The 25,650-nt window shown below is 40.8% G+C and carries 29 protein-coding genes; 16 read left to right on the forward strand and 13 right to left on the reverse strand.

Annotated elements, in window-relative coordinates:
- On the forward strand, window positions 1-191 hold a 191-nt coding region (locus tag NWP17_RS14340; protein WP_280655572.1), incomplete at its 5' end, for a bluetail domain-containing putative surface protein.
- Between the two features lie 68 nt (window positions 192-259).
- Here the strand turns inward: NWP17_RS14340 and NWP17_RS14345 are convergent.
- The 10 genes from NWP17_RS14345 to NWP17_RS14390 all read right to left on the reverse strand — a co-directional run bounded on the left by NWP17_RS14345 (window position 260) and on the right by NWP17_RS14390 (window position 7,336).
- Complete coding sequence (locus NWP17_RS14345; RefSeq protein WP_280655573.1) at window positions 260-706, reverse strand: SH3 domain-containing protein; 447 nt, start codon at window positions 704-706, stop codon at window positions 260-262.
- A gap of 61 nt (window positions 707-767) precedes the next feature.
- Window positions 768-2,285: an AAA family ATPase gene (locus NWP17_RS14350; protein WP_280655574.1), complete on the reverse strand. Its 1,518-nt coding sequence runs from the start codon at window positions 2,283-2,285 to the stop codon at window positions 768-770.
- 206 nt (window positions 2,286-2,491) lie between these two features.
- Window positions 2,492-3,064 carry a Uma2 family endonuclease gene (locus NWP17_RS14355; RefSeq protein WP_280655608.1) on the reverse strand — a complete coding sequence of 191 codons (573 nt, stop codon included), beginning with the start codon at window positions 3,062-3,064 and terminating at the stop codon, window positions 2,492-2,494.
- Window positions 3,065-3,178: 114 nt separating this feature from the next.
- A complete protein-coding gene (locus NWP17_RS14360) occupies window positions 3,179-3,685 on the reverse strand; it encodes a YceD family protein (RefSeq protein WP_280655575.1) in 507 nt (168 codons plus the stop codon).
- Window positions 3,686-3,764: 79 nt separating this feature from the next.
- Window positions 3,765-4,289: a Jag family protein gene (locus tag NWP17_RS14365; protein ID WP_280655576.1), complete on the reverse strand. Its 525-nt coding sequence runs from the start codon at window positions 4,287-4,289 to the stop codon at window positions 3,765-3,767.
- Complete coding sequence (gene yidC / locus NWP17_RS14370; RefSeq protein WP_280655577.1) at window positions 4,289-5,431, reverse strand: membrane protein insertase YidC; 1,143 nt, start codon at window positions 5,429-5,431, stop codon at window positions 4,289-4,291. Before yidC ends, NWP17_RS14365 begins: the two co-directional genes overlap by 1 nt.
- Before the next feature lie 265 nt (window positions 5,432-5,696).
- Window positions 5,697-6,092 carry a PH domain-containing protein gene (locus NWP17_RS14375; protein WP_280655578.1) on the reverse strand — a complete coding sequence of 132 codons (396 nt, stop codon included), beginning with the start codon at window positions 6,090-6,092 and terminating at the stop codon, window positions 5,697-5,699.
- Window positions 6,079-6,483 (reverse strand): ribonuclease P protein component, encoded by a 405-nt coding sequence (gene rnpA / locus NWP17_RS14380; RefSeq protein ID WP_280655579.1) that lies wholly within the window; start codon window positions 6,481-6,483, stop codon window positions 6,079-6,081. The genes NWP17_RS14375 and rnpA overlap by 14 nt, the downstream gene beginning before the upstream one ends.
- 23 nt (window positions 6,484-6,506) lie before the next feature.
- Entirely contained in the window at window positions 6,507-6,641 is a 135-nt protein-coding gene (gene rpmH / locus NWP17_RS14385; RefSeq protein ID WP_168729369.1) for a 50S ribosomal protein L34, read from the reverse strand.
- Window positions 6,642-6,784: 143 nt separating this feature from the next.
- Window positions 6,785-7,336 carry a DUF2808 domain-containing protein gene (locus NWP17_RS14390; RefSeq protein WP_280655580.1) on the reverse strand — a complete coding sequence of 184 codons (552 nt, stop codon included), beginning with the start codon at window positions 7,334-7,336 and terminating at the stop codon, window positions 6,785-6,787.
- 387 nt (window positions 7,337-7,723) lie between these two features.
- Between NWP17_RS14390 and NWP17_RS14395 the strand changes: the two genes are divergently transcribed.
- The 4 genes from NWP17_RS14395 (at window position 7,724) to NWP17_RS14410 (ending at window position 11,987) form a co-directional block, all read left to right on the forward strand.
- The gene (locus NWP17_RS14395) at window positions 7,724-8,893 is read left to right on the forward strand and encodes a Re/Si-specific NAD(P)(+) transhydrogenase subunit alpha (protein ID WP_280655581.1); all 1,170 of its coding nucleotides are present in this window, start codon (window positions 7,724-7,726) and stop codon (window positions 8,891-8,893) included.
- 13 nt (window positions 8,894-8,906) lie between these two features.
- On the forward strand, window positions 8,907-9,200 hold the full coding sequence (locus tag NWP17_RS14400) for an NAD(P) transhydrogenase subunit alpha part 2 (protein ID WP_280655582.1): 294 nt from the start codon (window positions 8,907-8,909) through the stop codon (window positions 9,198-9,200).
- Window positions 9,197-10,603 carry an NAD(P)(+) transhydrogenase (Re/Si-specific) subunit beta gene (locus NWP17_RS14405; RefSeq protein ID WP_280655583.1) on the forward strand — a complete coding sequence of 469 codons (1,407 nt, stop codon included), beginning with the start codon at window positions 9,197-9,199 and terminating at the stop codon, window positions 10,601-10,603. The genes NWP17_RS14400 and NWP17_RS14405 overlap by 4 nt, the downstream gene beginning before the upstream one ends.
- A 409-nt stretch (window positions 10,604-11,012) precedes the next feature.
- Complete coding sequence (locus NWP17_RS14410) at window positions 11,013-11,987, forward strand: pentapeptide repeat-containing protein (protein WP_280655584.1); 975 nt, start codon at window positions 11,013-11,015, stop codon at window positions 11,985-11,987.
- A 161-nt stretch (window positions 11,988-12,148) separates the two neighbouring features.
- On the opposite strand, the gene NWP17_RS14415 is transcribed toward NWP17_RS14410, so the two are convergent.
- Both NWP17_RS14415 and petN read right to left on the reverse strand, forming a co-directional pair.
- Complete coding sequence (locus NWP17_RS14415) at window positions 12,149-12,337, reverse strand: hypothetical protein (RefSeq protein ID WP_280655585.1); 189 nt, start codon at window positions 12,335-12,337, stop codon at window positions 12,149-12,151.
- 7 nt (window positions 12,338-12,344) lie between these two features.
- Window positions 12,345-12,434 (reverse strand): cytochrome b6-f complex subunit PetN, encoded by a 90-nt coding sequence (petN, locus tag NWP17_RS14420; protein WP_280655586.1) that lies wholly within the window; start codon window positions 12,432-12,434, stop codon window positions 12,345-12,347.
- 248 nt (window positions 12,435-12,682) lie between these two features.
- On the opposite strand from petN, the gene NWP17_RS14425 reads away from it, so the two are divergent.
- From NWP17_RS14425 to NWP17_RS14440, 4 genes are all read left to right on the forward strand, one after another.
- Window positions 12,683-13,858, forward strand: coding sequence for a pyridoxal phosphate-dependent aminotransferase (locus NWP17_RS14425; protein WP_280655587.1), 1,176 nt, complete (start codon window positions 12,683-12,685; stop codon window positions 13,856-13,858).
- A 190-nt stretch (window positions 13,859-14,048) separates the two neighbouring features.
- Window positions 14,049-14,240, forward strand: a complete 192-nt coding sequence (locus NWP17_RS14430) for a DUF2795 domain-containing protein (RefSeq protein WP_280655588.1) — start codon at window positions 14,049-14,051, stop codon at window positions 14,238-14,240.
- A gap of 281 nt (window positions 14,241-14,521) precedes the next feature.
- A complete protein-coding gene (locus NWP17_RS14435) occupies window positions 14,522-14,716 on the forward strand; it encodes a hypothetical protein (protein ID WP_280655589.1) in 195 nt (64 codons plus the stop codon).
- A 56-nt stretch (window positions 14,717-14,772) separates the two neighbouring features.
- The gene (locus NWP17_RS14440) at window positions 14,773-15,900 is read left to right on the forward strand and encodes an AI-2E family transporter (RefSeq protein WP_280655590.1); all 1,128 of its coding nucleotides are present in this window, start codon (window positions 14,773-14,775) and stop codon (window positions 15,898-15,900) included.
- 18 nt (window positions 15,901-15,918) lie between these two features.
- On the opposite strand, the gene NWP17_RS14445 is transcribed toward NWP17_RS14440, so the two are convergent.
- Entirely contained in the window at window positions 15,919-17,211 is a 1,293-nt protein-coding gene (locus NWP17_RS14445; protein ID WP_280655591.1) for a response regulator, read from the reverse strand.
- A 401-nt stretch (window positions 17,212-17,612) separates the two neighbouring features.
- Between NWP17_RS14445 and NWP17_RS14450 the strand changes: the two genes are divergently transcribed.
- The 7 genes from NWP17_RS14450 to NWP17_RS14480 all read left to right on the forward strand — a co-directional run bounded on the left by NWP17_RS14450 (window position 17,613) and on the right by NWP17_RS14480 (window position 25,650).
- Window positions 17,613-18,287 (forward strand): vWA domain-containing protein, encoded by a 675-nt coding sequence (locus NWP17_RS14450; RefSeq protein WP_280655609.1) that lies wholly within the window; start codon window positions 17,613-17,615, stop codon window positions 18,285-18,287.
- Between the two features lie 32 nt (window positions 18,288-18,319).
- Window positions 18,320-19,105 carry a PP2C family serine/threonine-protein phosphatase gene (locus NWP17_RS14455; protein WP_280655592.1) on the forward strand — a complete coding sequence of 262 codons (786 nt, stop codon included), beginning with the start codon at window positions 18,320-18,322 and terminating at the stop codon, window positions 19,103-19,105.
- A gap of 89 nt (window positions 19,106-19,194) precedes the next feature.
- Window positions 19,195-21,381, forward strand: coding sequence for a tetratricopeptide repeat protein (locus tag NWP17_RS14460; protein ID WP_280655593.1), 2,187 nt, complete (start codon window positions 19,195-19,197; stop codon window positions 21,379-21,381).
- A 451-nt stretch (window positions 21,382-21,832) separates the two neighbouring features.
- Window positions 21,833-22,606 carry a glucose-1-phosphate cytidylyltransferase gene (rfbF, locus tag NWP17_RS14465; protein ID WP_280655594.1) on the forward strand — a complete coding sequence of 258 codons (774 nt, stop codon included), beginning with the start codon at window positions 21,833-21,835 and terminating at the stop codon, window positions 22,604-22,606.
- 41 nt (window positions 22,607-22,647) lie between these two features.
- Window positions 22,648-23,754 carry a CDP-glucose 4,6-dehydratase gene (rfbG, locus tag NWP17_RS14470; RefSeq protein WP_280655595.1) on the forward strand — a complete coding sequence of 369 codons (1,107 nt, stop codon included), beginning with the start codon at window positions 22,648-22,650 and terminating at the stop codon, window positions 23,752-23,754.
- 31 nt (window positions 23,755-23,785) lie between these two features.
- Window positions 23,786-24,784: a glycosyltransferase family 2 protein gene (locus tag NWP17_RS14475; RefSeq protein WP_280655596.1), complete on the forward strand. Its 999-nt coding sequence runs from the start codon at window positions 23,786-23,788 to the stop codon at window positions 24,782-24,784.
- A gap of 2 nt (window positions 24,785-24,786) precedes the next feature.
- Window positions 24,787-25,650 carry a phytanoyl-CoA dioxygenase family protein gene (locus tag NWP17_RS14480; RefSeq protein WP_342394013.1) on the forward strand — a complete coding sequence of 288 codons (864 nt, stop codon included), beginning with the start codon at window positions 24,787-24,789 and terminating at the stop codon, window positions 25,648-25,650.

Below are 25,650 nucleotides of genomic sequence, written 5' to 3' on the forward strand. Positions count from 1 at the left end.
GCGCACAGGGGTTAGGAATTAACTCTGCTGTCTTCTTTGGTTGGGGAGGACGACAGTATTTATCTATTAACGACGGTACAGCAGGTTTCCAATCCAATAACGATTTAGTTCTGCAAGTAGATCGGTTTACCTTCGCTACTGATGATAACAACGCCGGTACTCTCAATGTGGATAGCTACTTTACCTCCTGATAGGTTTTAGCTCCTCACCACAAGTCTATCTTACTTCTAACACCGGGCATTGCCCGGTTCTTTCTTAGTTACTCCACCCGTTCAGTATTACCGACTTTTACCCAACCTTCTTGTTCATTTTGTGTGCGAATCTTTTGCCATTTTTTATCGTCACTTTCTGCCAAAACAATCACTTCTTCATTAACAGCAACTCCAGCAATACGTTCTGCATCAGGGCTGGGTTCAGCCCGCACGCCCAAGCCTTCAGGCCAAGTAACACGTCCTCGGTAAGCCCCCGGTGGTAATGTTGGTGTGGGTGTGGGTGTGGGTGTCGGTGTCGGTGTCGGTGTAGCTTTAACCTCAGTGGCTGGTGGAGTTTTTTCTGGCACTGAGGAAGTATCATTGGCAAACAAGGGTTTAGCTGGGGGTATGGCTGTTCGATTGATGAAATAAAGGGCAACTACACCACCAGTAGTAATTAAAATGACGATCGCTAAGAAAACCCCCAGAATAAATTTCAGTAAATTAGACAGCATAGTTAAAATTTCATCTTAAATACTCAATATTCAATAGTAATTCATGAGGGAATGTGGACTACTAAGATCCTAACTTACCCAAAGTATCACTTAAAGCACTGTGTCTCGACGCTAAACGCGCTCTCCCAGATGCAGCCCATTGTTGTAGTTGTTGAATTTGTTCTACTGCTGTGCGAGCTAGGGGAATAATTTGACTAGCAGCTTCTAGAATATCATCGGTGGTAAAATCGCGATTTTGACTAAAGCCGATGTGCATGGCTTCAATTAAAGTTTGCTCAATCTCAGCCCCGGAAAAATCCGGTGTTTCATAAGCCAACCTGTCAATATCATAACCTTTGAGGTTATGGGGGCGCAGTCGGGATAAGTGAACATTAAAAATTGCTTTTCTTTCCTCTTGGATCGGTAGACCCACAAAGAAAATTTCATCAAATCGCCCTTTACGCAACATTTCCGGGGGTAGGGCTTGAATGTCGTTAGCTGTGGAGACAACAAACACAGGCGAGGTTTTTTCGGCTAACCAAGTAATAAAAGTACCAAATACACGGCTAGTAGTACCTGCATCACCTTTACCACCAAGTCCGGAAAAAGCTTTATCTATTTCATCAATCCATAATACACATGGGGCGAGGGCTTCTGCTACCTGGATCATTTGGCGAGTCCGAGATTCTGACTCACCCACTAAACCACCAAATAAGCGTCCCACATCTAGACGTAATAATGGTAAATGCCAATGATGGGCGATGGCTTTTGCTGTTAAAGATTTACCCGTCCCTTGAATACCCAATAACATTAAACCACGGGGGTGCGGTAATCCGTACTGACGGGCTTGTTCACTAAAAGACCCGCCCCGTCGCAGTAGCCAATCTTTAAGATTATCTAGTCCGCCAATGTCAGAAATTTGCTCTGTGGCGGGGTAAAAGTCCAAAATTTGGGTTTGGCGGATAGTTTGGCGCTTTTCTTGCAAAACCAAGTCCACATCCTCCGGTTGTAATTCTCCGTGGGATGCGATCGCCCGGGCTAAAACTCGGCGAATCCTTTCCATAGACAGCCCTTGACAAGACCGCACCAAATCATCCAATATTTTCCCAGAAAAGGAATTATTACCAGTACTTTGCAGTAAGCGTTCTACTTCAGTTTTAATTTCTCCAGCCGTGGGTAAGGGAAATTCCACCACTGTCAGAACTTCCGTTAAGTCGTCAGGAATAGCAACCCGGGGTGATAGCAACACCAGATTTTTAGGTTGGGATTTCAGCAGTCTGGCCAAATTGCGAAGTTTGCGAGCAATAGCCACATCTTCTAAAAACCGATGATAATCCCTTAAAATTAGCACAGCCGGGGCTGAAGCTGGCAATTTCTCCACCAATTCCAAAGCTTGTAACGGGTTACGCTTGGCAAATCCCTGATCATTCAGGTTTCCTTGGTAGCCATCAACAAAATCCCAAGTATACACAGAGCGATTACCTTGGTTTGCTGCTTCTTCCCTAATAGCACTTTCTACCCGTTCTTCTTCATAGGTAGGAATATAAATCAATGGATAGCGAGCCCGTAGTAATAATTTAAATTCTTGACGAAAGCTCATATACTAACTCCAATATAATTAATAAATTTTAATTTAGAATCATATATTACAGCGTTTTTGGTAATTATCTTTTTTACTACCCACTCTTTATAACATTTCTTAAACAAGATACAAATATAAATGATCGTCTTTTAGCGCGCTCATCATGCTCGCTGCTTAATACATCTTCCCTAATGATGTACTTCACTTGGGCAAAATTCGCTATATTAATTAAATTTACCCACAGCTAGAACCTGCTCAACAGTTAGCACCAGTTCTGGAAAAGTGAGAGATTTTATTTGCTGTTGTCCTATAAATACTGATTCTTCATAAAGTCCTTCTTCTAAAAGCAGCACTGTCACTTTTTTTTCTAAAGGATCAATAATCCAATATTCGGGAATTTCTAAAGCTGCATATTCAGAACGCTTAAAGCGATAATCTCTTTTAATTGAATCTGGACTAATAATTTCCACTGCTAAAAGTGGAGGAGTTTGACAAACAGCAGATTGATCTAAAATATCTGTTACTTGATCAACCGTTACCACATATAAATCTGCTAACCTAGACTTACGCCATCCCGTCCTAATACCAGCTTCTCGAAAGCACAGCCACGGTAAGTTCAACCCTTGTATTTGTTCATCTAACTGGCCTTCAATAAATTTGGCAACTAAAATATGTCTGAAGGTAGGGGGATTCATCAGTTCTAGTTTACCGTCTACCAGTTCATAGCGGTGATCTGTATCATCTTGATATGCAAGATATTCTTCAAAGCTGAATAGTTGCTCTTTTGTAGTGAGCATCATGACCCAATTGGTGGAATTAATCACTTACCATTCTAAATTAGAAAATAAAGCTGGTGCGTTGCGCTAAGTGACAACACACCCGACAAAAAAAGAAAAAGAGAACTTGCGTAATTATCCCGGTAATTCCTTTTTCAACGCTTCTAAAGAAGCCCAACGACCATCAAGGGGTTCGTCTGCACTGTCATCATTACTACTCAAAATACCCGGGCAATCAAGGCTACAAAGCTGACGCTGGGGTAATCCTAAGCACATCTGCTCATATAACCATTCACCGGGGTAAAAATAACCGTCTGGTGATAAAGTTTCTACTAAATCTTCCATCAGCACTTCCCTTTCTAAAGGTAAGTCTTGTATTTGATTAGCCGATTCATCCAACCAAATAATTTCTTTGGTATTCACCATCAAACGGTAATTATATTGCTGCAAACAACGGTTACAATTACAGGTGATAATTGTTTCTGCCACACCACATACTTCTAAGTAATTACCATGATGCTGTACCCGCAAGCGTCCGCGAACAGGTGTTAAGCTTTCAAAACCAGGTAAAAACTCTTTAACTTGAATTTCTTCCGTGCGCTCTGGGGCTTTGGTGAGTTGGGGAATAAAAATTGCGTCCATAGAATTTCGACATAATCACGAAAATTTATGTTTTACTACCAGCAATTATGCCGATAATATATTTCTATTTTAACTCTGATTATTCAACAGCTCTAGCCGGACAGACAACTAAATGACGGTGTGGCTCTTTACCTCGACTGAAGGTTTCCAAGTCGGGAAATTCTTTTAAAAAAGAGTGGATTTGCCGCCGTTCCGCCGAACTAAGCGATCTGATTTCCACTTCTGTACCAGAAGCCCGTACCTGATCAGCTGCAGCCTCGGCTATGGCGCGAATTTCTCCCTGTCGTTTGACCCGGTAGCCATTCAAATCAACCGTGTAAAAATTTTGCCCACCTTGGGGTACATCGAGATTTAGCACAGAATTAGCTAAATACTGAATAGCGTCTAAAACAGAGCCATCAGCACCAGTTAAAATGCTGATTTGTTCAGGGGTGAGATTGGTTTCATCAATGGTCAACCAGTAGCTATCGATTTCTGGCGAATCGTCATCAAATTGAGGAGGGGAAATTTCTAAATTTCCCCTAATATTTGCCGTTACTCCTGTTAAACGCAGCAGGGTTTTTAACCACTGCTGCCCTCTTTGCATGGGACTGTCAAGCATCATCAACCTGTAGTCTTTTTCTTAGAACTCTTTGGCTCAAATGGTAAGGTTTTTTGTTCTGCCGAAATTTCTTTCTCTTGGGAAGCTACAATTTCTTGTAGCGCCTCTGATAGAGGTTCACGAGAGAGAACATAAGTTTGGGCAGTTTGGAAGATATTACCAATTACCATGTACATCAATACCCCCGCTGGTAGGGGGAAAAACAAAAACATCCCAGAAAATATAACTGGTGTGACTTTGTTAACCGTATCTTGTTGGGGATTACCACCACTGGAATTTTGTCCAGAAATCATCTGGCTAACATACAGGGTGATACCGAAAAGAACAATCATAGAGACGATATCCCAGTGGATCTGACCATCAGGATCTATAGCTCCAACCCTACCTAAAGCATCAATGAATAAAAATCCTTGATTTGCCGCTAGTCCGGGAATCGAACCTTGAATTGTCACATCTCCGGGTTGCAAGGCTTCTATATTGCCTTCGGCATCTATTTTGATCCTTTCCTCCCCTTTGGTGACCTTCCATTCAGGAATCAGGCTATTTTCTGGGTGTTCTACTAAAAGCTCCTGAAATGGTTTGCCCGTTAAGGTCTGATATTGGATCTTAGTTTGCTCTCCTACGACTAATTTGTTTCCACCAGGAAGAATAGCCGTAACACGAGCGCGTTCCCCATCGGCAATATAGATATTTTGGGGAGGGGTAGCAAAGGCTTGGGGTTGAATTCGTTCAATTTGTTCTGCGGGTAAGATTTGCAAGTTAACATTGTAGTTCACTCCGGCAAAGGGTGAACCCCGCAATGTGGCAAACAGGGCGAGTAATACTGGCATTTGCAGCAGTAAGGGCAGACATCCTGCCAAGGGGTTGCCAAATTCTTTTTGGACATTGACCATTTCTTCTTGCTGCTTTTGCGGATTATCTTTGTACCGCTCTTTAATTTCTGCCATCCGCTTCTGCATCACAGGTTGTACAATTCGCATTTTCCGCATATTACGAATTGAACCAGCACTCAGGGGATAGAGCGCGAAGCGGATTATCAATGTCAAGGCAACGATTGCCAATCCATAGCTAGGCACAATACCATAGAAAAAATCTATGATCGGCAGCATCACGTTGTTTGAAAGAAACCCGATACCAAAATCCATTATTCTGAATTCAACCTGAGGTACTGTAAACTGAACTGAATCTGGATCTAATTTATCTAAATCACGATTCCCATATAACTATCCTACGCTACGGATAGCCGAACGGGAAATGGGGTATGGGGAATGAATGATACTGATAGCGAATTTTACCCGCATTTGGTGCAGTAGCGGGCAAGATGCCCGCACTACCAGATTTTTATCCCACTGTATTTAAGAAGGGCTATGTATTTTATCTTGCTATTCCCTCCCCCCCACTTCTCCTAGTCTATACTTTCTGAGCCGCAGCGTTGTATAGGGGATTTCTAGTTATAACTCTTTCGTTGATGTAGTCATAAGTCTGGCGGAAATTAGGAACAGCCCGCATTTCTAAACGACTACCATTTCTCAGGGTTACAACCATATCTCCCCATAAACCAATGCCACGGGGAACTTTAACGATTTTGACAACTTCTGAATAAATTATGTCAGTGCGATCGCCTCCTTTCCAACCTCCCATGACTGAAATTCTGCGGTCGGTAATGCGGAAGCGTAGCCATAAGGCTCTAACAATCGCCCCAACTGTTAGGGGTAACCCAACAACAGTTAGTCCAACTAAAATACCCAGGATTAGGTCCCCAATGTGGGGGCCTCCCTCATAATAAACTTCTTCACGAATGCCCATTTAATACCTCAGCTTTTACCAACAACTGCTCTAATTCTTGCAGAAATTCTCGGCCTACGCACTCAGATTCTGCTGCTGTTGGTTTGACAACTATCACTAACCGCCATCCAGGGGACACTTTGGGCAATAACCGATCCAAGGCAGCCGTAATCTGGCGTTTAATTCGGTTACGAACTACTGCTTTTTTACTGACTTTAGTGCTAATGGAAACGCCAAATTGTGTACTGGGCAGTGGTTGCTCACTGTTGGCAGTATCCAAGGAAGGCCTATGGGAAACACTAGGTCTTAAAGCTCTCAATGTGAAATGAGAACTATGACGGCGTATTCCTTCCCGGAAAACTGCTTGAAAATCTTTTCGAGATTTTAACCGATTTGCTTTGGGCAAAGCCACATTTGCTCTTTATTGGCAGGTTGCTAAACGCTGAGACGATGACGGCCTTTTTTTCTCCTCGCCCGGATCACGTTTCTTCCGGTTGGTGTTTGCATCCTGGCACGAAAGCCAGAGGTTCTTTTTCTTTTACGGCAAGTGCCGCCCAGGGTTCTTTGCATATTGTTCTCCGGTTAGGGGATTTTTATAAAAAGTTACAATCTACTATTTTATCACGTTAACCAGAGAAAATGGCTTATGTGATTTCTATTATTTTTTGTTGTACTTAGGGTTCAGCCACCAAGCAGACCCCACAGTACTTATGTTAAGAGATACTTAAAAGCCAAGTTCCCACATAACGCAGCAGTGGCACATCCCCAGGAGAAAGAACCTGACAGTTAAAATGATACATTCCTCCAAAAAACGGCGTTTGCACGTTAGACAAGACTAACTCCACCTCTTCCCTTGCCGGTACTGGTTCCTGGGGAAAAATCTCCAATAGCCGACCTTCTTTATTCCACTTCACCTCAGCCAGGGGAACTTTTTTACCTTTCACTTTCACTTCCACTTTTTTGGGGTCGAAAGTGCCATCATAATAATCTGGGTAGCTAACGGCAAACTGCGCCACCGCTAAATTCATTTTTTTGGCTGGTATTCTCAATCTGATTCGATCCCAGCTGTTAGGTTCTCCACCAAAATCAAATCTGAAGGGTAACTGATTTTCTGCTTTGATACCGCTAAATAATGTCAGCCCTGGTAAGCTTCCGGCTTCACTCGCCGATGGCAAACCAGCAAGTAAACAGCTAGTTAGGGCAAAAGCAGAAAGCAGTCGCCAAGGCAGCTGGGGCTGTGACCGTAAAAATTGTAACTTTTGCATACTGGGTTAATCAATTTTAGATTTTAGATTTTGGATGAGGAGATGGAATTAGCAAGGGTTTTTTAGGGGTAGCGAGCAGGATGCTCGCACTACAAGATTATCATGACCAATGACCAATGACTACTGACCAAAGGGAAACCCAAGTTTCTACTAATAACGAGTTTTTTCTGTTCCTTGTTCCCTCTTGAAACACCAATGACTAATAACAATCCCTAAAATAAGCTAAAGACAAACATACAAACTGGGTAATCATTTTAGGATTTGCTATATGTAAACCTATTCGTAAATATCCGCGAGTGTAACATCTGTTGGCAAAATGAGGCTGCAACTAGAAACAGCCAAAAGTTAAATCACAAGAAAATCACGGATTGATATCCAGGAGATTTCATGAAAATAGCGGTTGCTAAAGAAATTGAAGTATGTGAACGACGTGTGGCATTAAACCCGGATACCGTTGCCAGGTTAATCAAACAAGGTTTGGAAGTATGGGTAGAAACAGGAGCCGGAGAGCGTTCGTTTTTTAGCGATTCTGCCTATGAAGCAGCAGGAGCCACAATTGTTAACGACACTACCAAATTATGGCATGAAGCGGACATTCTCTTAAAAGTTAGTCCGCCCCAAGAACGAGAAAATGGGGGAGCAGAAATACAATTACTGCGACAAGGGGCTGTCTTAATCAGCTTTCTTAATCCCTTGGGAAATCCGGTTATAGCCCAAGAACTGGCAAACCGACAAGTAACAGCTTTGAGTATGGAGATGATTCCCCGCACCACCAGGGCGCAAAGTATGGATGCTTTGTCTTCTCAAGCTTCACTAGCTGGTTATAAAGCAGTGTTAATTGCCGCGGCCGCATTACCAAAGTATTTCCCCATGCTGACAACAGCAGCTGGAACCATTGCCCCCGCTAAAGTATTTATCATGGGTGCTGGTGTGGCAGGATTGCAAGCCATCGCCACAGCCAGGCGCTTGGGTGCTGTGGTAGAAGCTTTTGATATTCGTCCCGCAGTTAAAGAAGAAGTCCAGAGTCTAGGGGCTAAATTTGTCGAGGTTAAACTAGAAGAAGAAACAACTGCAGATGGTGGTTATGCCAAAGAAGTTTCCGAGGCTAGTAAACAACGTACCCAAGAAGTTGTGGCTGAACACGTCAAAAATGCCGATGTAGTAATTACCACTGCCCAAGTACCGGGCAAAAAAGCACCACTCCTAGTCACAGAGGAAATGGTGGCACAGATGAAACCAGGTTCGGTAATTGTGGATTTAGCAGCAGAACAAGGTGGTAACTGCGCCCGCACAGAGGCGGGTAAAGATATTGTCTGGAATGGAGTAACAATTATCGGACCCATCAATCTGCCTTCCTCAATGCCTATTCACGCCAGCCAGTTATATTCTAAAAACCTGGCATCTTTGCTGCAATTACTAATTAAGGACAAAGCTTTACAGTTAAACTTTGCAGACGACATTGTTAATGCCGCTTGTATCACCCACGCTGGAGAAATTCGTAATCAAAGGGTGCGGGATGCTTTAGAAGCCCTGAGTACCCAAGTTGGCAAACATTAGGAGTTGTGATTTTATGACAGAAACTTTACTTGCTGCTTTGTTTGTATTTGTGTTGGCATCTTTTATTGGCTTTGAGGTGATCAACAAAATACCACCAACTTTACACACCCCCCTAATGTCCGGATCAAATGCTATTTCTGGTATTTCTGTATTGGGGGCAATTGTGGCTGCTGGTGATAAAAATACCAGTGTGTCAGTGATTCTCGGTTTGGTGGCTGTGGTACTGGCGACCATTAATGTTGTCGGCGGTTTTCTCGTCACAGACAGAATGTTACAAATGTTCAAAAAAAAGGAAGTTAAAGCGTGAGGGATTTTCTACCAACAGGAATTCAACTAACCTACTTAGTAGCTGCATCGTTATTTATTCTCGGGTTGAAAAGACTGGGTTCCCCAGCTACAGCCCGCAACGGTAATGTTATAGCTGCTGTGGGAATGCTGCTGGCCATTATCGCAACACTGTTAGATCAGCAGGTGTTGAACTATGAGATGATTTTGTTGGGCTTGGCTATTGGTACGGGAATTGGAGCGATCGCAGCCTACAAAGTCCAAATGACAGAAATGCCCCAAATGGTAGGTTTACTCAATGGTTTGGGGGGTGCTGCTTCTGCACTCGTCGCCGTGGCTGAATTTTGGCGCTTAATAACAGCTTCTCAGCCCATCTCTCTAGATGTGAACATTTCCATTTTGTCTGATGTGTTAATCGGTGGTGTCACCTTAACAGGTAGTTTTGTCGCCTTTGCTAAATTGCAAGGTTTAATTAGTGGTGCGCCCATTAAATTACCCTTGCAGCAACCATTTAACCTTTTGCTGTTAGCTACTTATATAGTAGGCAGTGGCTATTTAATCATGACACCCCATAGCTTACCCATATTTTTCGCAGTGGTGGGAGTTTCTTTAATACTGGGTGTCATGTTCGTCCTCCCCATTGGTGGCGGGGATATGCCCGTGGTAATTTCTCTGTTGAACTCACTTTCTGGGATAGCTGCGGCGGCGGCGGGTTTTGTGGTGATGAACAATATGTTGATTATCTCCGGCGCACTGGTGGGGGCTTCTGGCTTAATTCTCACCCAGATTATGTGTAAGGGAATGAACCGTTCCCTATTGAGCGTTTTGTTTGGTGCTTTTGGTGGTACTGTGTCTGTAGCTGGGGGGGGTGCTACGGGTGCTACAGGTAATCAAACCGTCCGCAGCATTGATGCTGAAGAAGGGGCAATGATGTTAGGTTATGCCCGTAATGTGGTAGTTGTACCTGGTTATGGTATGGCTGTTGCCCAAGCACAGCACAGTGTGCGAGAACTAGCAGACCAGTTAGAACGCATGGGTGTTGATGTTAAGTATGCCATTCACCCCGTAGCGGGAAGAATGCCAGGACATATGAATGTACTGTTGGCAGAGGCTAATGTACCTTACACTCAGTTGTATGATATGGATGACATCAATCCTCAATTTGAAACTGCCGATGTGGCTTTAGTAATTGGGGCTAATGATGTGGTCAATCCCGCAGCCCGTAGTGATGCCAATAGTCCCATTTATGGAATGCCCATTTTAGAAGTAGATCGGGCAAAGCAAACTATTGTGATTAAGCGGGGTATGAGTACAGGTTTTGCCGGTGTAGATAATGAATTATTCTACAAAGAAAAAACCACCATGCTTTTTGGTAGCGCTAAGGATATGGTTTCTAAGTTAGTTGCAGAAGTCAAGCAACTTTAACATCCCAGGGCGATAAACGCTGAGGTCCCCGCAAGACGGGGATCTTTTTGTGGGTAAATGATTGATATCAATTCTCTGTGAAAATACCTTCTCATTATGCGAGGAACCCGAAGGGAAACCCAGAAACAAGTTACACCGACTTTCAGCTAAATGAACCACATTTTTATATCTCACGATCCAGGCGCAAAGGCGCGGAGGGAGACATTAGCCTGTGGTTTCAATAAGTGAAAACTGCTGTAAGTGAGGTATTTTGTTAAAATTCATAAAGAAACAGTATGAGTTGTTAGTATGGGCTGTAAATTGGGCATTTTCTAAATATAGGCACATATCGTCTTGTAACACAAGCATCCTGCTTGTTAATAATGTACTTCACTAAGCGTGAAAACCCCTATATATAGTTGATAAATCCATGAGTATTTCTAACTCTGAACACAATTCAGAATCTTTAGCAGAGCGAATTTTAAATTTAGAAGTTAAACATGATCTAGTCCGAGATATAGTCCGAAAAAATACTGCTAGGCTAAAACTTTATTTTGATCAGTTGAAACAAGAGTTTCAGGACAGACCTGAAATACAGACAATTAAATTTTTAGAAGAAGCAGTTACGTTGTTAAATTTACAGGTTGCTCAGTTAAAAGAAAATCTAAAGAATTCACAAATTTTAGTTGAAATTCACGATAATAGTGATCCCTCAAATTTAGATCCAGAACAATTTTGGCAGTATTATGAAGCAGGAGAACGAGATTTTAGTAATTGTAATTTAGCTGGAATAAATTTGAGTGGTAAACAGTTAGAAAATATTAATTTTACTGAAGCTAATTTGAAAAATGCTAATCTGGCGGGTGCTAATTTAAGCCATCTTAATTTAATTCATGCCCAATTGACTCAAGCAAATTTAACCAAAGCCGATTTAAGCTATGCAGAACTTATTGCTGCTCAACTCACCCATGCAAAACTTACACTGTCAGACCTAAGACAAGCTAACCTAACTGCGGCAGTATTAGCTGGCGCTAATTTGACAAACGCGGACTTAACAGGAGCTAACCTAAGTGCGGCAGTATTAGCTGGCGCTAGGTTGATCAACGCAGAATTGTGTGACGTAAACTGTAGCGGTGCTGATTTAAGTGGAGTAAACTTGGTTGGTGCGAGTCTTAGCGGTGACTTCAGGGGTGCAAATTTGAGACAAGCTAACCTCTGTGGAGCATCATTAGAAGATTTAAACCTTGTAGGAGTTGATCTCACTGAGTCTGATTTACGAGGTGCCAATTTGAGTGGAGCAAACCTACAAAAAGCTAACTTAACAGAGTCCAATATCAGTGGAGCTAACTTTGAAGGGGCAACCTTGATTGATGCTATCATGCCAGACGGTACAATTCATGATTAGGTTTTCAAGGTTAACGTCTATGTGGGTGGGTTTGAGGAACCCAAGGCAACATTTGACCAAATTTGTTGGATTTACTTTTTTTATAACTAAGTCCGATTTTTTTTAAATGTAGGGACATTACACAATCTATGCCCCTACAAAAAATGTACGCTCTGAGTCAATTATCGTCCTTTAGGGGAATTGCTGCGGATTTGACGCTTTTCCTCTTCTCTGCGCCGGCGATTGCCTGCGGTACTGCGCTCCGCGCGATCGCGCCAATCCGCCAGGGTCAAATAACCAACGCCACCAGTAACAGCCACCAGCAACACTAAGGCTAGTAAAGCCAAAATATTCAGGAATGGATTTTCCACGATTCCCCTACATTCCGTTACGTCCCCAAACTACCATTGCGATTGACCAAGTAAACACAACCAAGAGCGATACCCAACCCATTGTTAATATTTCCATAATCTCACTTTCTCAATACTTACAAAAGTGTACCACAAATACCGCATTTTTTTTGATGTGTAATGTGGGGTAACAGCAATCTCTTCAGATAATGCCCTGCTTATTATACACTTTTTATATACCCTTAGCAAGGGTAATTTCTAAAATAGCTAAGTTTTTTCGACTATGAATACAGACCTGAAGCTAATACACTTTTCTTACTTAATTGTAGCCATATTTTTAATCATCTCAGTCAATAACCAAATTTTATGGATTCCCTAACCTCTCGTATGCAGGCGGTGCAGTCGCCAATTATTCCTGTGGTTGGGGAACTCATCCGCAACAATCCAGGAACTATTTCTTTAGGACAGGGTGTAGTTGCACACAAACCACCACCAGAAGCCATTGAGCTTTTACCGCAGTTCCTAGCTGAATCTAGTAATAATTTTTATAAAGCAGTCGAGGGAATACCCCCATTATTGGCAGCACTGGCGGCAAAGTTGCAAAGTTTTAACGGCATAGAAATTAATCAAGATAACTGCATTGTGGTGACCGCGGGGAGCAATATGGCGTTTATCAATGCTATTCTCGCTATTACTTCCCCCGGAGACGAAATTATTATTAATACGCCTTATTATTTTAATCACGAAATGGCGATTAATTTGGCGGGTTGTCGTCCAGTTTTGGTAGCAACAGATGAAAATTATCACCTGCGTCCCCAAGCCATGGACGCAGCAATTACCCCAAAAACCAGGGCTATAGTCACTATTTCCCCCAATAATCCCACTGGTGTGGTGTACTCACAACAGGCACTACAACAAGTCAATCAAATCTGTGGTACTCATGGCATTTACCATATTAGCGATGAAGCCTATGAATATTTTACCTACAACAAGGTTAAACACGTTTCTCCAGGGGGGTTTAGTGGTAGTACCAAATACACTATTTCTCTGTATAGCTTTTCCAAGGCTTATGGTTTCGCCAGTTGGCGTATTGGTTATATGGTGATTCCTCAACACTTGTTTATCCCTGTGAAAAAAATTCAAGATACAATCTTAATTTGTCCCCCCGTGATTTCTCAATACGCAGCGTTAGGCGCACTACAAGCCAAGTCAGAGTATTTACATAACAATATAAGTGCGATCGCTCAAGTACGAGAAATAGTGATGGATTCTCTCAAAAGCCTAGAAGATTTATGTACCATAGCCCCTGCCCATGGTGCGTTTTATTTTTTCCTCAAAGTTAATACTCAAATGGATGCTTTTACACTAGTTAAAAAGTTAATTGAAGAATATCAAGTGGCAGTAATTCCCGGTACAACTTTTGGCATGGAAGATGGCTGTTATTTGCGGGTTGCTTATGGTGTGCTGGAAGCAACCACCGCTAAAGCAGGTATAGATAGATTAGTGCAAGGTTTACAGATTTGCACAAGGTATAAAGATTAGATACTGTAGGCATACTATAGCTACAGTTATACAAATTTAGGAGTTACGCCTTATCGACTAAGCCCAGTGCAAGTCCTACCCGCTATAGATATGAAATTTTTAGACTTAAGATACAACCCCAGGTAGAGAATGAGAGATGGGGATAGCCAATAGCCTAGAGATCAAGGAACCAATTAATAGAGGTTAAGTTATGGCTGTATCTGCGATTGATATTTCAAAAAGCCTTAGTGGCATAGATTTTCCAGCAAACAAACAGAATTTGGTCAACCACGCTAGAGGTAAAAATGCCAGCCAGGAAGTCATCGACATTCTGCAACAAATGCCCGAACGGGAATATGGTAACATGGCGGATGTGGAACATGCGTTCGGGGAAGTTAAATAATTCCTGAAGTGGCGGAAATTTTGACCCTGAAAAATAGCGAGCGATTGGCAAAGCCAATCGCTATTTCATTACCAGCGAATTTTGCCCAAGTTAGGTACATTATTAGCAAGCAGGACTTGTACTGAGCGCTTAGTACTGAGCGTAGTCGAAGTATAGTCGAGGGATACTCGCCCTACAAGACCATCATTTACATTTGTATCTCACGTGTTTAAGAAATGCCATAAAGTTATAATATGATGTTATGTTCAGTAATACAAACTAATGTGTATTGCAGTACTGTAATGGAAAATAATCTCGGCTTTGTGGTCAAGTTGCTTGTGCTTTCCGGTTTGCTATCTGTAATCATTAAGTACCTAGGACCCAACTTGTCTATCCCAGCAACGGATATCAATGCCATGATTATAGTGTTATTACCAACTATAATCATGGCGATCGCGTTATTTTGGCGGTTTCAGTCAGCACAGAAACAAAATTAGTATAAATTGTTAAAATCAGCTAAGGGAATAGGAATTACACAGTTGAGGGTCAGCTTGTGAACCTTGGTCAATGGATCGGCTTAATCGCCATAGTTCTGTCCTTATATATTTTATGGCAAATTCGCCAGGTACTGTTACTGATATTTGCCGCAGTTGTGTTAGCTTCTACTTTAAATAGATTAGCAAAACGTATTCAAGGCTTAGGAGTCAAACATGGCTTGGCTATTTTTCTATCTGTGGCTAGTTTATTAGTAGGAATCCTGTGTTTTTTATGGCTGATTGTGCCGCCTTTTGTACAGCAGTTTCAAGAATTAACTTATCGGGTTCCCCAAGGTTTTGCTCTTTTTAATCGTTGGCTGGCACAACTAGAAAGCCTTATTCCCGCTCAATTACTCCCCTATCTGCCAAATCTTAATAGCCTCATTGAACAAGCACAACCTTTTCTCAATCAAATATTAGGAAACTCTTTCGCTTTTGTTTCCAGTTCCTTAGAAGTTCTAGTCAAAACCTTATTAGTCATAGTATTAACGGGGATGTTCTTAGCTGAACCTGAAGCTTATCGGCGATTATTTATTCGTTTGTTTCCCTCATTTTACCGGAGCAGAATTAACGGAATTTTGGATAAATGCGAACTCTCATTAGAGGGGTGGATCACAGGGGCATTTATTGCTATGAGTGTAGTGGGAATATTGAGTGTAATTGGCTTATCTTTGTTGGGTGTGAAAGCAGCTTTAGCTTTAGGGGTTTTAGCAGGATTTCTCAACTTAATTCCTAACTTGGGACCGACATTAAGTTTAATCCCAGCTATGGCGATCGCGTTGTTAGATAATCCCTGGAAACCTCTACTAGTATTTATTCTCTACTTGGTGATTCAACAAATTGATGCCAACTTAGTTACTCCCACCGTCATGGCACATCGAGTTTCTCTGCTACCGGCTGTAACGTTAATATCCCAACTATTTTTCGTTACCTTCTTTGGATTTTTAGGATTATTTTTAGCTCTCCCTTTAACTGTAGTTGCTAAGATTTGGCTGCAAGAGGTATTGATCAAGGATGTTTTAGATGAATGGGAAAACAGTCAAGGTCAAGAAACCGAGTTAGTAATAATTTCTCAATCCTCCCTGTCAGATGTTGATGGTGAACAAGATGCCAAAATTGATCATGCTTTCCCACAAGAAGAATAATTAACCCTTCCTCTCCACTCAATTCAAGTGCTGGAAAATAATTTTTAATAAATCCACACGTGTAAAAGGTTTAGTCAAATACCCACATCCTCCCACTAATCTCGCTTTTACTTTATCAATAATTCCCTGACAAGCCGTGACAAAAATTACGGGAGTTTTTTTAAAACTCGGATTATTTTTAATAATTCGGCACAACTCGTAACCGTCAATTCCTGCCATATTCAGATCCAATAAAATTAAATCTGGCTTGTGTCGAATAATGGACATTACAGACTTGAGCGGATCATTAATGGGAACGAAAATAAAAGTTTCATCTTGTAAAAAAAAGCTAATTTGTTTGAGAATTGTGGGGCTATCATCTACAGAAACAATTTTATAGATTTTTGTCGTATTTATCGCATCATTGGTTACTTTTTCTGAAGCATAATTAATGTTATTTGATTTAGTGAGGACAGGATGAGTATCTGAAAATTCCTTATATAGTGGAATTATATTTTTACTCGTCTGTCCCCATATATCTACATTTCTCGGTAACTGATCAAAAGGTGGATCTGGTTCGTGCAATATAACTCGGCCTTTGACAATATCAGAGTGTAATGTTTTAGATAGTTGGATTTCATCTTGATTGATCATCGCCGCCAGATGACGTAGGCTCAAACCCTTGCTCCAGTTAGTTAAATTTGGCTGTATATCTCTAAAGGATGAATTATGAAATATATTAGCATTAAACAAATATGGACGCTGATAAGGTGAAGAAATATGAGGTGCTAAAGACAGCCAATTATGTAATTTAATTTGACAGCATTCCACAATTTTTTTAACATCCAGCCTGCATAAATCCGACACTTCTACCCCAGAATCGCTTAAGGCAAAACTACCAGTTTTGATTAACAAAAATGATTCAATTACTTCTTGAACTAATTCTTGAATCAACAATGTTGCTTGTTGATGATTCAAATATCCTTGATTGATTAACCAGTGAATAGCTCGATAATCATTAGGGTGATGATTACTATCAGTATTATCTTTAGACAACTGATGGTGTAAGTCAGGAGTAAAAATCAAACGTAATTGCAGACGAACTTCACTAGTCAAGCCTGGAATTTCATAGCTGAGGCGATGCAGATGGCGTTCTAGTCGGTCAAAAGGCTCCACTGAATGGGTAGCATAGGTTATTCTTCCCTGTTTTAAGTAAATCGACCAAGTAACTAAGTTACTAAAAGCTTGTAAACAAGTAGTTTCCCCACAACTAGACAAGTGTCTTAACAAACTATGGGGACGCAGTGTAGTAAAAGTGGCAAAATTACGCATATTTTCGATTTTTTTTGATAAAAATGGACAATTTAGCTAAAATTTCCTTATTAGATCATAAAAATATTGCTTTATGACTTGTATTATATACAAATGTAAATGATCGTCTTGTAACACAAGCATCCTGCTTGTTAGTGATGTACCTCACTAAGCGTGAAAACCGCTATAATATTTTTTATTAATCTTAGTTAATTATTCTCAGGCATTATGTCAGAGCAATTTTATGTAAACTACCCTAGTCAACTTACCCACAAGAACCAATTAAGAAGTCAATTGTTTCATAAAGATTGCACTAATCACCCCTAAACATTTATCTTTAGTATTATAAACTCCGGAAACCAAACTATATACTTGGAAAAAAGGAAAATAAAGCCTTGGCAGACAACATAAGAAAAAAAGTTATGTACGATACCCTAAAACTAGATGAAATAGTTGAATTTGCAGAAAATCCCGAACCACGTTGTCCCTGTGTGCTACTGCTCGACACATCTGGGTCAATGCAAGGAGATCCAATAGAAGCCTTAAATCAAGGCTTGTTGAGTTTAAAGGATGAATTAGTTAAAAATTCCTTAGCAGCCAGAAGAGTTGAAGTTGCCATCATCACTTTTGATAGTAATGTTAATGTTGTCCAAGACTTTGTAACCGCCGATCAATTTAACCCGCCGATTTTGACAGCACAAGGGTTAACCAGCATGGGATCTGGAATTCACAAAGCATTAGACATGGTGCAAGAGCGTAAATCCTTGTATCGTGCCAATGGCATCGCCTACTATCGTCCTTGGGTATTCATGATTACAGATGGAGAGCCACAGGGTGAATTAGATCATCTCATAGAGCAAGCAGCGCAACGGGTGCAAGGAGATGAAGCCAATAAAAGAGTTGCCTTCTTTACAGTCGGTGTAGAAAATGCTAACATGACCCGATTAAATCAATTAGCAGTCCGGACTCCCCTCAAACTCAAAGGACTAAACTTTATTGAGATGTTTGTTTGGTTGTCAGCTAGTATGTCAGCAGTTTCCCATTCCCAGGTAGATGAACAGGTAGCACTACCACCCATTGGCTGGGGGACTATTTAATACTCACACACCTAGCCGCCTGGAACAAACCTATGAACACAAACTTAAAACAAATATCTCATTGGCAAGTAGTCGCCGCATCTGTATGTGGTACCAGCCACATGAGAAATAAACAATTATGTCAAGATGCTCACCACTGGCAGATATTGCCAGATAATGTGTTAGTCATTGCAGCCGCTGATGGTGCAGGTTCCGCCAGCCAAGGAAAAGTGGGAGCAATGGTCGCAGTGGAAACAGCAATAGAAACCCTTGCTCACCAACCAATTACAAGAGACTCCCTAGAAGAGGATGCAATAGTGCAATCACTATTAAATGAGTCCTTGTTAGCAGCTAAAAAGGCGGTAGAGGATGAAGCTGTTGCTTGTGGTAAACAGACTCAAGATTTAGCAACCACTTTAATTACTGTGATTGCTACACCAGATATGGTAGCAGTTGTACAAATTGGTGATGGGTTAGCAGTAGCCAAGGATCATATGGGTAATTTATTGGCTCTGACCACACCTGACCATGGCGAATACATCAACGAGACGACTTTTTTAACTTCGCCTCATGCCTTAGACACAGCACAAATGAGATTATGGCGTGAAACTATAGTCAACATCGCCGTTCTCACCGACGGACTACAAATGCTGGCCTTAAACATGGTTGTTGGTGAACCTCACAAACCATTCTTTTTTCCTTTATTCGACTTTGTAGAGAAAGCCGAAAACAAAACAGTGGCAAAAGAAGAGTTGGTGAGGTTTTTAGGTTCTGAGCGAATTACCCAACGGACTGATGATGATCTAACGCTCATTTTAGCAGGCTTGATTGAGTGCTGAATTTGAGTGAGGAAATTACTTAAAATTTCCATCAGTTATCATGGTTTATAAGTATTTTAGATAACCCAATTCACCGTAATTTTATTATCATGCAGGTCTTACGTTGCTTTCCCCAACAAGAAATTATTAACCTCAGCGTGAGTTTGGGGCGTGGCGGTGAAGCTTGTATCTATGCAGTACCCACTTGTGGTGATTTAGTAGCCAAGGTTTATCACAAGCCAACTGTATCTCACGCCCACAAACTCCAGGCCATGCTGACCAACCCTCCAGAAAACCCTACAGCTGGCTTGGGGCATATTTCCATTGCTTGGCCGCAGGACTTGTTAAGATCAACAAATGGGGGTAATGAGGTTATCGGTTTTTTAATGCCCCGGATTCGGGGAATGCGCCCAATCATTGACTTTTACAATCCTAAAACCCGTCGTGAACATTGTCCATTATTTAATTACCACTATCTACTCCGCACGGCTCGCAATTTAGCTGCTGCTTTTGCTGCTTTGCACAATAGTGGATATTGCGTTGGAGATGTGAATGAGTCAAATATTCTCGTCAGTGATGCAGCACTGGTGACTTTAGTAGATACTGACTCTTTCCAAGTGTATGATCCTGGTGACAATGTGGTTTATCGTTGTTCAGTGGGTAAACCAGAATTTACTCCCCCAGAACTACAAAATAAAACTTTTGCTGAACACGATCGCACAATCACCCATGATTTATTCGGGTTGGGGGTGTTGATTTTTCAGTTGTTAATGGAAGGTACTCACCCATTTTCGGGAATTTTCCAGGGTATTTCTGATCCACCACCTTATGAAGCCCGAATCGCTGCGGGACATTTCACCTACAGCCAAAAGCGCCGAGTCCCTTATCGCCCTACCCCCATTGCACCCGCTTGGGAGATGCTTCATCCCCAGTTACAAGAATTGTTTTTACGTTGTTTTGAAGATGGTCATGATCAACCACAGCAACGCCCCAGCACCCAAACTTGGTTATCAGTTTTAACTGAAGCCGAAGATAGCTTAATTACTTGTACTGCTAATCCCCAGCATCGCTACAATAACCATTTAGATAGTTGTCCTTGGTGTGAACGTACTTTGCGCTTGGGTGGACGTGATCCCTTTCCATCGCCGAGAGCAGTAGAAAATCGCGAACATCTGCGCCCGCGAATTGTACCGAAAAGGCATTACCCCCAGCGTCCACGTTATCCACAACCAGTCAGGCCGCAGTACCAAGTTAATTATTGGCAGACAGTAGCCATTCCTACTTATTATCCTTATCAAAATCAAAGTCAAAAAAAGTTCAAGTTTTATCCTGTGATCTTGTTTTTATTAGGTTTTGGTTTGTTGGGGTATTTGGATGTAGCGATTAAATTGACTCGTCCATACATTTCTCATAATGCTTACACTCAACAAACGTTGATGGCTCCCGACAAACCACAGGAAAATACTTTAACTTTTGTAGATCACTATAAACAAGGTCATCTTGCTTACCAAAACCAGGATTATCAGCAAGCAGTAGAAAAATTTAGCCAAGCCATTAAAACAGAACCTACCAGTGCCAAAACTTATATTGACCGAGGTAACGCCCGCTATAACTTGAAAGATTATGAAGGCGCTGTGGAAGACTATAACCAAGCTTTGCAGATCAAACCTGAAGAAGTGAAAGCTTATGTCAACCGAGGCAATGCTCATTATATGCTAGCTGAATATAGCCCTGACCCTGATCGGGAATATAATTTAGCCATGGCTGATTTTAATCAAGCTCTTTTACTCAACAATCAGGAAACTGAAGCTTATATTAGAAGAGGTATTGTCCGTTCTCAAATGGCTAGATATAGCGCTAAATCTCTGCAAGATTATCAACAAGCAATTACTGATTTTACCCAGGCAATTAGACTTAATGCCTCCAAAGCTGAAGCTTATTTTCAGCGTGGTGAAGTCCGCTACAAAATGGCACAATTTACCAGTAACTTTATTCCCGAATATCAACAGGTAATCGCGGATTTTAACCAAGCACTGAAAATAAATAGCAAATTGGCACAAGTTTATCTCAAGCGGGGGATAATCCGCTATGAAATGACACAATATATTGGTAAAGACTTTGATCCCAATTATCTCCAGTCCATTGAAGACTTACGAACAGCCGCCCAACTTTCCTTAGAACAAGAGGATACAGAAAGCTACCAACAAGCACTAAGCAGTATCTGTGTGATAGTAGAAAGTGAATGTACTACTCTATTACAAAGTTCTACTATGTGGCAATATACAGGTATTAATTAGGCTTTAATTAGGCTTTGCTGAACAAAGTTATAGCATTTCTTAAACACGTGATATACAAGTGTAAATGACCGTCTTGTAGCGCGAGCATACCTCGACTAAACTTCGACTAAACTTCGACTACGCTCAGTACAAGTCCTACTCCGGCTCTAATACATCTGCTTCCCCTAAGAATGTAACTCACTTAGGCACAGTTCGCTATAAACATATAAACATACTCTTATCATTTTGGCTTAGGGATAGTTGTTAATTGAAAATAATTATAACATTCATATATATTTTATATATAAATAAAAATCATTTACAACCTCTTTATCAATTTGTCCAAAATAATAGCTATATTTAGTAGGCAAAGGACAATATTACCCAGGCAAGTTTCCCGCATACGTGCATCCTCTTCATCTCCAAAAATTTAAATAATAATTTCTCTGCAAATCTTCAAAAAGGTAATTCTATGAAAGCAGTAATTCTGGCAGGAGGACTTGGTACACGCCTCAGTGAAGAAACTAGTATCAGACCAAAGCCCATGGTAGAAATTGGTGGTAAACCAATTCTTTGGCATATCATGAAGACTTACTCTACCCACGGCATTAATGATTTTATTATTTGTTGTGGATATAAAGGTTACATCATTAAAGAGTATTTTGCTAATTACTTTTTACATATGTCAGATGTTACCTTTGATATGCGATTTAACCAAATGAATGTGCATTCTGGTTATGCAGAACCCTGGCGTGTCACCTTAGTTAATACGGGGGATAATACAATGACGGGTGGACGCTTAAAGCGCGTCAGCGAGCATCTTGGCAATAGCACATTTTGCTTTACCTATGGCGATGGTGTAAGTAACATCAATATTACAGAATTAATTAAGTTCCATCAAGAACAAAAATCCTTAGCCACACTCAGTGCAGTTCAACCAGCAGGGCGTTTTGGTGCAATTTCTTTAGGACAGGAGCAAACTAAAATCACCAGTTTTCGAGAAAAACCTGAAGGTGATGGCGCATGGGTTAATGGCGGTTTCTTTGTTTTAGAGTCGGAAGTCATTAACTTGATTGCTGATGACGCTACAGTTTGGGAAAAAGAACCGTTAGAAAAACTAGCAGAGATGAATCAGCTATCTGCTTTTAAACATAGTGGCTTTTGGCAGCCAATGGATACTTTACGCGATAAAAACTACCTAGAAGAACTTTGGAAGAGTGGTCAGGCTCCTTGGAAAGTGTGGTAATTGGTAATTCTTAATTGACGAGAGTGTGGGGAAATCTTTTCATGAAATCAAACTTTTGGGACAGGAAAAAAGTTTTTGTCACCGGACATACAGGCTTTAAAGGTAGTTGGTTATGTTTGTGGTTACAAATGTTAGGGGCTGATGTGTGTGGTTACGCTTTAAGTCCCGGAACAAGTGTTAATCTGTTTGAGTTAGCTCATGTTGCTGATGGAATGACATCTGTTTTAGGAGATATCAGAGATTTGAATTTTCTCCAACAAGTCATGCAATCCTACCAGCCAGATATTGTTATCCATATGGCTGCTCAGGCCTTGGTACGGGAATCTTATTACAACCCAGTAGATACCTATGCTGTGAATGTGATGGGAACGGTTAACTTATTAGAAGCAGTCCGAAATGTACCCAGCGTCCGAGCAGTGGTTTCTGTTACCTCTGATAAGTGCTATGAAAATCGTGAGTGGGTGTGGGGCTACCGGGAAACCGATCCTATGGGGGGATATGACCCTTACAGCAGCAGTAAGGGATGTGCTGAATTAGTGACTACAGCTTATCGTCAATCATTTTTTAATTCTGATGATTACCGGGAACATGGGGTGGCCATAGCCAGTGTGAGAGCGGGAAATGTGATTGGCGGAGGAGATTGGGCTAAAGACAGACTGGTTCCTGATATTCTCAATGCTTGGCTTTCTGGTAAGGAAGTTGTGATTAGAAATCCCCAAGCGGTGCGCCCTTGGCAGTATGTTCTTGAACCTCTCAATGGTTATTTAATGCTGGCTGAAAAATTAGTTACTCAAGGTTCACTTTATGCTGGTGGTTGGAATTTCGGACCCAATGAGTCGGGAGTAAAAACCGTGGCTTGGGTAGTTGAACAACTTCAAAAGTTCTGGGGTGAGGATGCAGGCTGGATTCAAGATGGTGGGATTCAACCCCATGAAGCTAGTTTATTAACTTTGGATTGTTCTAAAGCCCGAAATTACATTAATTGGCAACCACAATTAGATTTAGCAACAGCTTTAGCCTGGATTGTGGATTGGACTAAAGCCTGGGAACAAGGCTGTGATATGCAGCAAAAAACTATTGATCAAATTCAGCAGTTTATGCAGCTAGCACATTCTCAGCAGCGAGAAATTTCTTTATTGCCAGTTTAATCTCTATTCAACTCACCAATTAAAGTTTACCATGTCTAAATTACTCACAATTGCCATTCCCACTTATAATCGCGCCGATTCACTTGATAAACAGTTAGCATGGCTAGCTCAGTCTATTAGAGGTTGCGAATCTGAATGTGAAATTTTTGTTTCTGATAATTGTTCCAATGATCATACTCAGTCAGTGATCAAGAAATGGCAAAATCAACTCAAGAATATTAATTTCAAATCTACAAAGAACTCTGAGAATATCGGCTTAATCAGGAATATTCTTTGTTGCCTAAGCTCTGCCGAGACAAAATACGTTTGGACTATCGGAGATGATGATAATATTGACGATGGATCTATTGCCTATGTAGTAAATAAACTAAAAAGTCATGATGACTTATCATTATTATTTCTTAATTTCTCTGGTCGCAATCAACTGACGAACCAACCAGTTCATCCGCCCACAATAGTTGGTAATCGTTGGTTTGATGCTGATTGCGAAAATGGTGATAGAGATGGTAAGGCTATATTTGAACATTGCTTTGCTAAAAGTATCGGTGCAGTTAGTTTCCTAAGTGCTTCAATATATCGCACCGACTTAATAAAACGCGCTTTAGTAATTTGGCCTGACACTCATAATAATTGGTTATCTTTAGCCTATTTAGCGGGCTATTGTGCTGCCAATGGTCAAGTTATCGTCACCAAAGATACTTATATAGAATGTATCATTGGTGTGAGTTATTGGCAAAAAGAAGCTGACTCTGCCTTGTTAATGCAGTACAAACATATACCTGAAGTTATTTTCAAATTAGGAGAAAATGGATACTCTAAAGAATTTTGCCGTCGCATGATATCACAAAACTTAAAGGAAGTCAGTTGGAAAGTATTTTTGGGGGGATTACGAAGATGGCCTGTACGTTCGTTGAAAATTTTAGTTTGCTTTTTTGCTTCTGTATGTATCTCTGGGTTTGAAATTGGCTTAATTAATAAATTAAAACTTGGAGATTTTGTGAACTTTGAAAAAAATTATGTAAACTTTTAGGAATGGCAGAAATGATCCAGAAGATTAAACAAAATTTATCGGCTGTTACATCTGAATGTAATTATCAAATCTCATTGCTCAAACATTCTAGAAAATTGCCACAATTATCAGTGGGGGATGGTCGAATTGTTAATATTTTGAAGAAAGAGGGTGTTTGTATCACAACACTGACTGATTTGGGATTACCTAATACTGAAAAATTATTGCAAGCTGCTGAAGGTCTTTTACCTGAAATGGAAAAGGTAAATCATGTCCATTCAAATCATAAATTACCACAAATTTATACAGTTACGCATTTGCCTGATTTTTATACATGGGGAGGAAGTAAAAGACTGTTGAACATTATTGAAAACTACATTGGACTTCCGATTATTTTCCATGGTGTTCATTTACGTAAGGATTTTTGTAATCAAGATTATTTTGGCACATTACTATGGCACAAAGATTCGGAAGATCGGCGGATGATTAAAGTTATCATTTACTTGCGTGATGTTGAGGAAAAGCATGGACCATTTCAATATATTCCACTTTCTCTAACTTGTTTACCTAATTTAAATAACTATCATCTTAACCGTAAGCTGCGACAATCTGGTTATTTAGGTATCAATGATCAACAAGTAGCAAAAATTGTTTCTAAGTCTGCTTGGAAATCTTGTATCGGTTCAGCGGGTACAGTGATTATTGCTGATACCAGAGCTATTTTACATCATGGAACCATCCGCGCTGAAGATCGGTCGGCATTGTTTTTTGTTTACACTGCTAACCCTCCAAAAAGACCTGAACTTTGCACGCAATATTGGGATGATACCTTTACTATTCCAACATTGAATAAAGACGAACACACCTCATTAACATTTATACCGTAA

Source organism: Chrysosporum bergii ANA360D, assembly GCF_029891735.1.
GTDB classification, from domain to species: domain Bacteria; phylum Cyanobacteriota; class Cyanobacteriia; order Cyanobacteriales; family Nostocaceae; genus Umezakia; species Umezakia bergii.

Bases quoted from the DNA above. Each gene is read 5' to 3' on its own strand.
- NWP17_RS14345 (WP_280655573.1), bottom strand. From the start codon at position 706: ATGCTGTCTAATTTACTGAAATTTATTCTGGGGGTTTTCTTAGCGATC.
- NWP17_RS14350 (WP_280655574.1), bottom strand. From the start codon at position 2,285: ATGAGCTTTCGTCAAGAATTTAAATTATTACTACGGGCTCGCTATCCA.
- NWP17_RS14355 (WP_280655608.1), bottom strand. From the start codon at position 3,064: ATGCTCACTACAAAAGAGCAACTATTCAGCTTTGAAGAATATCTTGCA.
- NWP17_RS14360 (WP_280655575.1), bottom strand. From the start codon at position 3,685: ATGGACGCAATTTTTATTCCCCAACTCACCAAAGCCCCAGAGCGCACG.
- NWP17_RS14365 (WP_280655576.1), bottom strand. From the start codon at position 4,289: ATGATGCTTGACAGTCCCATGCAAAGAGGGCAGCAGTGGTTAAAAACC.
- yidC (WP_280655577.1), bottom strand. From the start codon at position 5,431: ATGGATTTTGGTATCGGGTTTCTTTCAAACAACGTGATGCTGCCGATC.
- NWP17_RS14375 (WP_280655578.1), bottom strand. From the start codon at position 6,092: ATGGGCATTCGTGAAGAAGTTTATTATGAGGGAGGCCCCCACATTGGG.
- rpmH (WP_168729369.1), bottom strand. From the start codon at position 6,641: ATGCAAAGAACCCTGGGCGGCACTTGCCGTAAAAGAAAAAGAACCTCT.
- NWP17_RS14390 (WP_280655580.1), bottom strand. From the start codon at position 7,336: ATGCAAAAGTTACAATTTTTACGGTCACAGCCCCAGCTGCCTTGGCGA.
- NWP17_RS14395 (WP_280655581.1), top strand. From the start codon at position 7,724: ATGAAAATAGCGGTTGCTAAAGAAATTGAAGTATGTGAACGACGTGTG.
- NWP17_RS14400 (WP_280655582.1), top strand. From the start codon at position 8,907: ATGACAGAAACTTTACTTGCTGCTTTGTTTGTATTTGTGTTGGCATCT.
- NWP17_RS14410 (WP_280655584.1), top strand. From the start codon at position 11,013: ATGAGTATTTCTAACTCTGAACACAATTCAGAATCTTTAGCAGAGCGA.
- petN (WP_280655586.1), bottom strand. From the start codon at position 12,434: ATGGAAATATTAACAATGGGTTGGGTATCGCTCTTGGTTGTGTTTACT.
- NWP17_RS14425 (WP_280655587.1), top strand. From the start codon at position 12,683: ATGGATTCCCTAACCTCTCGTATGCAGGCGGTGCAGTCGCCAATTATT.
- NWP17_RS14430 (WP_280655588.1), top strand. From the start codon at position 14,049: ATGGCTGTATCTGCGATTGATATTTCAAAAAGCCTTAGTGGCATAGAT.
- NWP17_RS14435 (WP_280655589.1), top strand. From the start codon at position 14,522: ATGGAAAATAATCTCGGCTTTGTGGTCAAGTTGCTTGTGCTTTCCGGT.
- NWP17_RS14445 (WP_280655591.1), bottom strand. From the start codon at position 17,211: ATGCGTAATTTTGCCACTTTTACTACACTGCGTCCCCATAGTTTGTTA.
- NWP17_RS14450 (WP_280655609.1), top strand. From the start codon at position 17,613: ATGTACGATACCCTAAAACTAGATGAAATAGTTGAATTTGCAGAAAAT.
- NWP17_RS14455 (WP_280655592.1), top strand. From the start codon at position 18,320: ATGAACACAAACTTAAAACAAATATCTCATTGGCAAGTAGTCGCCGCA.
- NWP17_RS14460 (WP_280655593.1), top strand. From the start codon at position 19,195: ATGCAGGTCTTACGTTGCTTTCCCCAACAAGAAATTATTAACCTCAGC.
- rfbF (WP_280655594.1), top strand. From the start codon at position 21,833: ATGAAAGCAGTAATTCTGGCAGGAGGACTTGGTACACGCCTCAGTGAA.
- rfbG (WP_280655595.1), top strand. From the start codon at position 22,648: ATGAAATCAAACTTTTGGGACAGGAAAAAAGTTTTTGTCACCGGACAT.
- NWP17_RS14475 (WP_280655596.1), top strand. From the start codon at position 23,786: ATGTCTAAATTACTCACAATTGCCATTCCCACTTATAATCGCGCCGAT.
- NWP17_RS14480 (WP_342394013.1), top strand. From the start codon at position 24,787: ATGGCAGAAATGATCCAGAAGATTAAACAAAATTTATCGGCTGTTACA.